Genomic DNA, 8779 nt, shown 5'->3' with positions numbered 1-8779 from the left:
AACCACGACGTGGTGCGGCACGCCACCCGCTACGGCCTCCCCGAGGGGACGGACCTTGCCGAGTGGCTGGTCCGTGACGGGCGTGAGCCCGCTCCCGACCATGAACTCGGCCGTCGCCGGGCCCGTGCGGCCGCGCTCCTCACCCTGGCGCTGCCCGGAACCGCGTACCTCTACCAGGGCGAGGAGCTCGGCCTGCCCGAGGTCGCGGACCTGCCCGCCGAGGCACTGCGTGACCCGATGTGGGAGCGGACCGGGCACGCGCAGAAGGGCCGGGACGGCTGCCGCGTGCCGCTGCCGTGGGAGGAGTCCGGGCCGTCCTGCGGCTTCGGCCCGGGCGGCAGCTGGCTGCCCCAGCCCGAGGGCTGGGGCCGGCACTCCGCCCGTACCCAGACGGGCCGGCCGGACTCGTTCCTGGAGCTCTACCGCACCGCGCTGCGACTGCGCCGCGGCTTCCGGGGCCGTCCGGGGAACGACGCCTTGGAGTGGCTGCCGGCAGCCGAGGGCGAACTCGCCTTCCGCCGAGGCGACGACCTCGTCTGCCGGATCAACCTCTCCGGCCGCCCGGTGCCGCTCCCGGGCGGCGCCGAACCGCTGCTCGCCAGCGACGCCCCGGAAGACGGCATGCTCGCACCGGACACCGCGGTCTGGCTGACGCCGTAACCCCGTGACCGGCAGCGGGCTGCCCGCGCGGCACAGCAGAGGTCAGCCCCGCCGGTCGGCCAGCAGCATCCCGACCCGCTCGCGCACCTCGTCCGTGTCCAGGCCGCGGATGGTCAGTGTGGTGCGCCGCCGCACCACGTCCTCCACGGTCTCGGCCCATTCGTGGTCGCGCGCGTAGACGACCTGCGCCCAGATCTCCGGCCCGTCCGGGTGGATGCGCTCGCCCAGCGCCGGGTTCTCGTGCACCAGCCGCGCGAGGGCGAAGGAGAGCGAGCCGTAGTGGGTGGCCAGCTGACGTGCGGTCATCGGGTCCATCCGCGGACCCGGCTCCCGCTCCCGGTCCACCAGCAGCCGGTGTGCGACCGCGTTGGGGTTGGAGATGCCCGGCAGCGGGGTGCGCCGCACCAGTTCCCGCACCGGCTCCATGTCCTGCCCGAGCGAACCGCCCGGCAGCCTCGCCAGCTTGTTCATGACGGCACGGCCGATGTGCCGGTACGTGGTCCACTTTCCGCCCGCCACCGAGAGCATCCCGCCGCTGCCCTCGCTGACCACCGTCTCGCGCTTGGCCGCCGCCACGCCGCCGGGTCCGCCGGGCAGCACCCGCAGGCCCGCGAAGGCATAGCTGATCAGATCGCGGGAGAGGTGCTCGTCGCCTACGGAGAAGGCCGCCTCGTCCAGGATCTGCTGGATGTCGGCCTCGGTCGCGGTGACGTCGGCCGGGTCGCCCTCGTAGGCCTCGTCCGTGGTGCCCAGCAGCAGCTGGTCCTCCCAGGGGAGGGCGAAGGTGATGCGGTACTTGTCGATCGGCGTGGCCATGGCCGCCCGCCAGGGCGCCTTGCGCTTGAGCACCACGTGCGCGCCCTTGGAGAGGCGGACGCTGGGCATCGCCCCCTTGTCCTCCAGCCTGCGCAGGTGGTCCACCCACGGTCCGGTCGCGTTGAGCACCAGGCGGGCGTCGACCCCGAACTCCGTCCCGTCCGTCCGGTCGCGCAGCTCGGCTCCGGTCACCCGGCCGCAGGTACGGCGCAGCCCGGTCACTTCGGCGTGGTTGAGCACCACGGCGCCCGACTCGACGGCGGCACGCACCGTCATCACGGCCATCCGGGAGTCGTTCATCTGGTGGTCGCCGTAGACCGCGACCGCCTTCAGGTTCTCCGTGCGCAGCCCAGGATTGTCGGCAGCCGCACGGGACGGAGAGACGAGGCGACCCACACCGTCGCCGAACGCCGACAGCGCGCTGTAGGCGAACACGCCGGCGCCCAGCTTCGCCGCTCCGTGCGGACCGCCCTTGTAGACGGGCAGGTAGAACTTGAGCGGGTTGACCAGATGCGGCGCCACGTCCTTGGCAAGCACCCGCCGCTCGTGGTGATTCTCCGCCACCAGCCTGACCGCGCCGGTCTGCAGATAGCGCAGTCCGCCGTGCACCAGCTTGGAGGAGGCGGACGAGGTGGCGCCGGCGAAGTCGCCGGCGTCCACCATCGCCACCCGCAGTCCGGACTGCGCGGCGTGCCAGGCCACCGAGGTGCCGAGGATGCCGCCGCCGATCACGAGCAGGTCGTACGTCGCGTTGGCGAGCAGATCCCTGGTCTCGGCACGGCTCGGGTCGGCGCCGGCAGCCGGGCGCGTCCCCAGGGCGGGGACGCTCTGCAGGGTGTTCATCTGTTTCAGTTCTCCTCTTCTTCGATCCAGTCCATGGTCCGCTGTACGGCCTTGAGCCAGTTCTTGTACTCGCGGTCGCGTGCGGCCGCGTCCATCCCGGGCGTCCATTCGGCCGCCCGCTTCCAGTTGGCGCGCAGTTCGTCGGTGTCGGACCAGAACCCGACCGCGAGCCCGGCCGCGTACGCGGCGCCGAGACAGGTGGTCTCGGCGACCATCGGGCGCACCACGGGCGCGTCCAGGAAGTCCGACATCGTCTGCATCAGCAGGTTGTTGGAGGTCATGCCGCCGTCGACCTTGAGCGCGGTCAGCTCGACGCCGGAGTCCTTCTGCATCGCGTCGACGATCTCCCGGGTCTGCCAGGCGGTGGCCTCCAGCACGGCACGGGCCAGGTGCGCCTTGGTCACGTACCGGGTGAGACCGGCGATCACGCCGCGCGCGTCGTCGCGCCAGTACGGTGCGAACAGGCCGGAGAAGGCGGGCACGAAGTAGGCGCCGCCGTTGTCCTCGACGGAACTGGCGAGAGTCTCGATCTCGGCCGCGGAGTTGATCAGCCCCATCTGGTCGCGCATCCACTGCACCAGCGAACCCGTGACCGCGATCGCGCCCTCCAGGGCGTAGACCGGACGCTCGTCACCGATCTGGTAACCGACCGTCGTCAGCAGCCCGTTGTAGGAGTTGACGGCCTCGTGACCGGTGTTGAGCAGCAGGAAGGTGCCCGTACCGTAGGTGGACTTGGCCTCGCCCTCGGCGTAGCACGTCTGCCCGAACAGTGCCGCCTGCTGGTCACCCAGCGCCGAGGCCACCGGAACTCCCGCGAGGGCGCCCGTCGCCTCCCCGTACACCTCGGCGGAGGAGCGGATCTCGGGCAGCAGGGACATGGGAACGCCCATGGAGGCGCAGATCTTCTCGTCCCAGCTCATCGAGTGCAGGTTCATCAGCATGGTGCGGGAGGCGTTGGTCACGTCCGTGACGTGACGGCCGCCGTCCGGGCCGCCGGTGAGGTTCCAGATGACCCAGGAGTCCATCGTGCCGAAGAGGATCTCGCCGCGCTCTGCCCGCTCGCGCAGACCGTCGACGTTGTCGAGCAACCAGCGGATCTTGGGGCCCGAGAAGTACGAGGCGAGCGGCAGCCCGGTCTCGCGGCGGAAACGGTCCTGGCCGACGTTGCGGCCCAGGTCGCGGCAGAGCGTGTCGGTGCGGGTGTCCTGCCAGACCAGCGCGTTGTGCACAGGCCGGCCGGTCGCCTTGTCCCACAGCAGCGTCGTCTCGCGCTGGTTGGTTATTCCGAGTGCCTTGACGTCGGCCTTGGTTATCCCGGCCTGGTCAAGGGCACCGGTGACCACCTCCTGGACGTTGGTCCAGATCTCGGCGGCGTCGTGCTCGACCCAGCCCGGCTTCGGGAGGATCTGCTCGTGCTCCTTCTGGTCGACGGAGACGATGCGGCCGTCCTTGTCGAAGACGATGCAGCGGCTGGAGGTGGTGCCCTGGTCGATGGCCGCGATGAACGGGCCCTCGCCGTGCGAGGACGCGCCCGAGGACCGGCTGTCTGTGTCGCTCATGTAGTGCTCCAAGGAGTTCGGAGGGAAGGGCTCACGGCCCGGGCCGGCCTGTGCGTATGAGTGTGCCTACGCGACCGGGCCCTCGTGTCGGGCGGCGACGGGCTCAGCCGAACGCGACCTGGTAGACGCCGGCTGCGATCGCGCTGCCCAGCAGCGGTCCGACGACCGGGATCCACGCGTAGGTCCAGTCCGAGCCGCCCTTGTTCGGCAGCGGCAGCAGCGCGTGCACGACACGGGGGCCGAAGTCGCGGACCGGGTTGATGGCATACCCGGTGGGGCCGCCCAGCGACAGGCCGATACCGACGACGATGAGCGCCACGATCAGCACCCCGATGCCGGAGAGGCCGACACCCTTGGTGAGGCCCAGGGTCAGGATCGCGATGACGAGCACGAAGGTGGCGATGACTTCGGTGACGAGGTTCTGCAGGGGGTTGCGGATCTCGGGAGAGGTGAAGAAGACACCGTGCACCGGGCCCGGGTCCTCGCTCTTGCGCTCGGCCATCTCCGGGTCGGTGAGCTCCGCGTGGAACTGTCCGTAGTAGACCAGCCACACCAGTACCGCGCCGATCATCGCGCCGAGGAGCTCGCTGGCGAAGTAGAGGGGAACGTCGGCCCACTCCGTGGTGCCCTGGATGGCGAGGCCCAGGGTTACCGCCGGGTTGAGGTGGGCGCCGGAGACCTGGGCGGCGTATCCGCCGGTCAGGACCGCGAATCCCCAGCCGAAGGTGATGGCGACCCAGCCGGCGTTGAACGCCTTGGAGCGCTTGAACGTGACGGCCGCGCAGACACCGCCACCGAGCAGTATGAGCAGGGCGGTACCTATGGTCTCGCTGAAGAAGATGTCGGAACTGGACACCCGCGACTCCTTTGTCCTTTTCCAGATGGGCCAGATGGGAGGGCGGGCCGGGTCTCGTCCACCGTTCGACAATGCCGACCGCCGAGCGGCAGTTTTCTCCCTGGTGGAGGTCCCGTCAAGGGGTGTGACCGAGGACACTCGATGTCATTTCCTGCGGAGGAGAGGTGATCTTGACCTGCGCGCGGACCGGGAACCGGGCGGCTCCCGGAGTTCCTCAGAAGCGCCGGGCGCCCAAGTCGCGGGAGATGGCACGCGCGCAGTCCCGTACGGCCGCGACCAGCCGCGGGCGGAGCTCACCGTCGCCGTTGGCGCCGCCCGCGCCGTTCGTGCCGTTGGCCATGCCATTCGGGCCGTTCGGGCCGTTGGGGTCGTTGGCCGTGCCGGCCGCACCGGCGCCGGCCGCCGCGCCGTTTCCTCCGCTCCCGGCACCCTCGTCGCAGACCCGCTCCACCGCCCCCGTCACGCCCACCGCCCCGACCGGCATCCGGCGCCGGTCCCGGATCGGCGCGGCGATCGACGCCAGCCCCTCCCAGGTCTCCTCGACATCGGCCGCCCAGCCGCGCGCCCGCGTCATCTCCAGCACGTCCTCGAACTCCGCCGGGCCGGTGATCGTACGCTCCGTGAAGCGCTGCCGCTCACTGTCCACCGCCTCGCTGTGGGCCACCGGGTCGTACGCGGAGAGCACCTTGCCCAGCGCGGTGCTGTGCAACGGCTGCATCGCGCCCACCTCCAGCACCTGGCGGCTGTTGTCGGGGCGGAAGACGTGGTGCACGATCAGCACGCCCTGCTGGTGGAAGACACCGAGATAGACGCTCTCGCCGCTGGACCGCGCGAGATCGTCGGCCCAGACCAGGGCACGGGAGCGCAGCTCGTGCACGTCGAGGTAACTGGTGCCCAGCCGCAGCAGCTCCGCGCCCAGCTGGTACTTGCCGGTCGCCCCGTCCTGCTCCACGAAGCCCTCCTGCTGGAGGGTGCGCAGCAGACCGTGCGCGGTGCCCTTGGGCAGCTCCAGCGATGAGGCGATGTCGGAGAGGCCGAGCCGCCGCTCACCACCCGCCAGCAGCCGCAGCAGGGCTGCCGCGCGCTCCAGCGACTGGATGGTCCGGGCCATCAGGCACCTCCCTGACCTGCTCTGCACGAGCCGCGTTGAATCGAGTTCGACAATGCCGAACGGTATCGCTTGATGACGGCGCGTGGTAGTCCGGGCCCAGGGTCGTCCTTGGCCCCCGCCCCGTCCGCCGCGGGTCGCCGCTGTCCGCTTGGCGGAATGTCCGGCCGCACTCTTGTGCCCGCCAGCTACCCTGATCAGGTGCGCCGTCCTCACGGGACCGCCGGACCGCGCATAGCCGACAGCCGTCGCACCCTAGGGAGAACCGTTCATGGCCTCGCCGAGCAGTACGCCCACCACCGCCTTCCCGCGGGCAGCCGCCCTGCGCCAGGCGCTCACCGAGCGCGTGATCGTCGCTGACGGTGCGATGGGGACGATGATTCAGGCGCAGGATCCGAGTCTCGATGACTTCCAGCAGCTCGAGGGCTGCAACGAAATCCTCAATGTGACCCGGCCGGACATCGCCCGGTCGGTGCACGCCGCGTATTTCGAGGCCGGCGTGGACTGCGTGGAGACCAACACCTTCGGCGCGAATCACGCGGCACTCGGCGAGTACGACATCACCGATCGGATCTACGACCTCTCCGAGAAGGGCGCGCGCATCGCCCGGGACGTCGCCGATGAGTTCGAGGCGGACGGCCGCCCCCGGTGGGTGCTGGGTTCGATGGGTCCCGGCACCAAGCTGCCGACCCTGGGGCACGCCCCGTACGCAACGCTGCGTGACGGCTATCAGCAGAACGCTGAGGGCATGATCGCGGGCGGCGCCGACGCGCTGCTGGTGGAGACCACGCAGGACCTCCTGCAGACCAAGGCCGCCATCATCGGGGCCCGCCGGGCGATGGAGGTGGCGGGGGCCGCCGACCTGCCGCTGATCTGCTCGGTCACGGTGGAGACCACCGGAACGATGCTGCTGGGCTCCGAGATCGGTGCGGCACTCGCGGCGCTGGAGCCGCTGGGCATCGACATGATCGGGCTGAACTGCGCGACGGGCCCGGCGGAGATGAGCGAGCATCTGCGCTACCTCGCGCAGCATTCCCGGGTGCCGATCGCGTGCATGCCGAACGCGGGACTGCCGGTGCTGGGGACCGACGGTGCTCACTACCCGCTGACACCGGAGGAGTTGTCCGACGCGCATGAGGGCTTCGTGCGCGACTACGGCCTGTCCCTGGTGGGCGGCTGCTGCGGTACGACGCCGGAGCATCTGCGGCAGCTGGTCGAGCGGGTGCGCGGCAAGGAACAGACCGTGCGTCACCCCCAGCCGGAGGCGGGCGCCGCATCCCTCTATCAGATGGTCCCGTTCCGGCAGGACACCTCGTACATGGCGATCGGTGAGCGGACGAACGCCAACGGGTCGAGGAAGTTCCGCGAGGCGATGCTGGAGGCCCGCTGGGACGACTGCGTGGAGATGGTCCGGGACCAGATCCGCGAGGGTGCCCACATGCTCGACCTGTGCGTCGACTACGTGGGCCGGGACGGCGTCGCCGACATGCGGGAGCTGGCCGGGCGCTTCGCGACCTCCTCCACCCTTCCCCTCGTGCTGGACTCCACCGAAGTCGACGTGCTGCAGGCCGGGCTGGAGATGCTCGGCGGCCGTGCGGTGATCAACTCGGTCAACTACGAGGACGGTGACGGCCCAGAGTCGCGTTTCGCCCGGGTTTCGGCGCTGGCGCGCGAGCACGGCGCGGCGCTGATCGCGCTGACCATCGACGAGGAGGGCCAGGCCCGTACGGCCGAGAACAAGGTCGCCATCGCCGAGCGGATCATCGACGACCTCTCCTCGAACTGGGGGATCAACGAGTCGGACATCCTCGTCGACTGTCTGACCTTCACCATCTGCACCGGCCAGGAGGAATCCCGCAAGGACGGCCTGAACACCATCGAGGCCATCCGGGAGCTGAAGCGGCGCCGCCCGGACGTCCAGACCACGCTGGGGCTCTCCAATATCTCTTTCGGCCTCAACCCGGCCGCGCGGCTCGTACTCAACTCCGTCTTCCTGGACGAGTGCGTCAAGGCGGGGCTCGATTCGGCGATCGTGCATGCCAGCAAGATCCTGCCGATCGCCCGGCTGGAAGAGGAACAGGTCACCACCGCCCTGGACTTGATCTACGACCGGCGCCGGGACGGCTACGACCCGCTGCAGAAGCTGCTGGAACTCTTCGAGGGCGTCGACACCAAGGCGATGAAGGCCAGCCGGGCTGACGAGCTGGCGGCGCTGCCGCTGGACGAACGCCTGCAGCGGCGCATCATCGACGGCGAACGCAACGGCCTGGAAGCCGATCTGGACGAGGCGCTGGCCGGCCGGCCGGCGCTGGAGATCGTCAACGACACGCTGCTGGCGGGCATGAAGGTCGTCGGTGAGCTCTTCGGCTCCGGGCAGATGCAGCTGCCGTTCGTGCTGCAGTCGGCCGAGGTGATGAAGACCGCGGTGGCCTATCTGGAGCCGCACATGGACAAGAGCGACGACGAGGGCAAGGGCACCATCGTGCTGGCCACCGTGCGCGGGGACGTGCACGACATCGGCAAGAACCTCGTCGACATCATCCTGTCCAACAACGGCTACAACGTGGTCAATCTGGGCATCAAGCAGCCCGTCGCCGCGATCCTGGACGCCGCCGAGGAGAACAAGGCCGATGTCATCGGCATGTCCGGGCTGCTGGTGAAATCCACCGTGATCATGAAGGAGAACCTGCAGGAGCTCAACCAGCGCAGCATGGCCGCGGACTTTCCCGTCATCCTGGGCGGTGCCGCCCTCACCCGCGCGTACGTCGAGCAGGACCTGCACGAGATCTATGAGGGCGAGGTGCGCTACGCCCGGGACGCCTTCGAGGGGCTGCGCCTGATGGACGCCCTCATCGGCGTCAAGCGCGGCGTTCCCGGGGCGGTGCTGCCGGAGCTGAAGCAGCGCCGCGTGCCCAAGCGGCCGGCGTCCGCCGAGGG

At 70.1% G+C, this 8779-nt stretch carries 6 protein-coding genes; 2 read left to right on the top strand and 4 right to left on the bottom strand.

Going from position 1 to position 8779, the window contains the following annotated elements:
• A partial coding sequence (locus ACRDP3_RS03630) for a DUF3459 domain-containing protein (RefSeq protein WP_431515338.1) occupies nt 1-660 on the top strand: 660 nt, incomplete at its 5' end.
• A 42-nt stretch (nt 661-702) separates the two neighbouring features.
• Here ACRDP3_RS03630 and ACRDP3_RS03625 read toward each other — a convergent pair.
• The 4 genes from ACRDP3_RS03625 to ACRDP3_RS03610 all read right to left on the bottom strand — a co-directional run bounded on the left by ACRDP3_RS03625 (nt 703) and on the right by ACRDP3_RS03610 (nt 5845).
• Complete coding sequence (locus ACRDP3_RS03625; RefSeq protein WP_431515337.1) at nt 703-2319, bottom strand: FAD-dependent oxidoreductase; 1617 nt, start codon at nt 2317-2319, stop codon at nt 703-705.
• 5 nt (nt 2320-2324) lie between these two features.
• Nucleotides 2325-3878, bottom strand: coding sequence for a glycerol kinase GlpK (gene glpK, locus ACRDP3_RS03620; RefSeq protein ID WP_431515336.1), 1554 nt, complete (start codon nt 3876-3878; stop codon nt 2325-2327).
• A 103-nt stretch (nt 3879-3981) separates the two neighbouring features.
• Nucleotides 3982-4734 (bottom strand): MIP/aquaporin family protein, encoded by a 753-nt coding sequence (locus ACRDP3_RS03615; RefSeq protein WP_431515335.1) that lies wholly within the window; start codon nt 4732-4734, stop codon nt 3982-3984.
• Between the two features lie 214 nt (nt 4735-4948).
• Complete coding sequence (locus ACRDP3_RS03610) at nt 4949-5845, bottom strand: IclR family transcriptional regulator (protein WP_431515334.1); 897 nt, start codon at nt 5843-5845, stop codon at nt 4949-4951.
• 268 nt (nt 5846-6113) lie between these two features.
• Between ACRDP3_RS03610 and metH the strand changes: the two genes are divergently transcribed.
• On the top strand, nt 6114-8779 hold a 2666-nt coding region (metH, locus tag ACRDP3_RS03605; protein ID WP_431515333.1), incomplete at its 3' end, for a methionine synthase.

The sequence above is a fragment of the Streptomyces sp. genome (assembly GCF_050698815.1).
Lineage (GTDB): Bacteria > Actinomycetota > Actinomycetes > Streptomycetales > Streptomycetaceae > Streptomyces.
The sequence above is the reverse complement of the archived record's forward strand: the minus strand, read 5'-3'. Positions and strand labels throughout refer to the sequence as shown.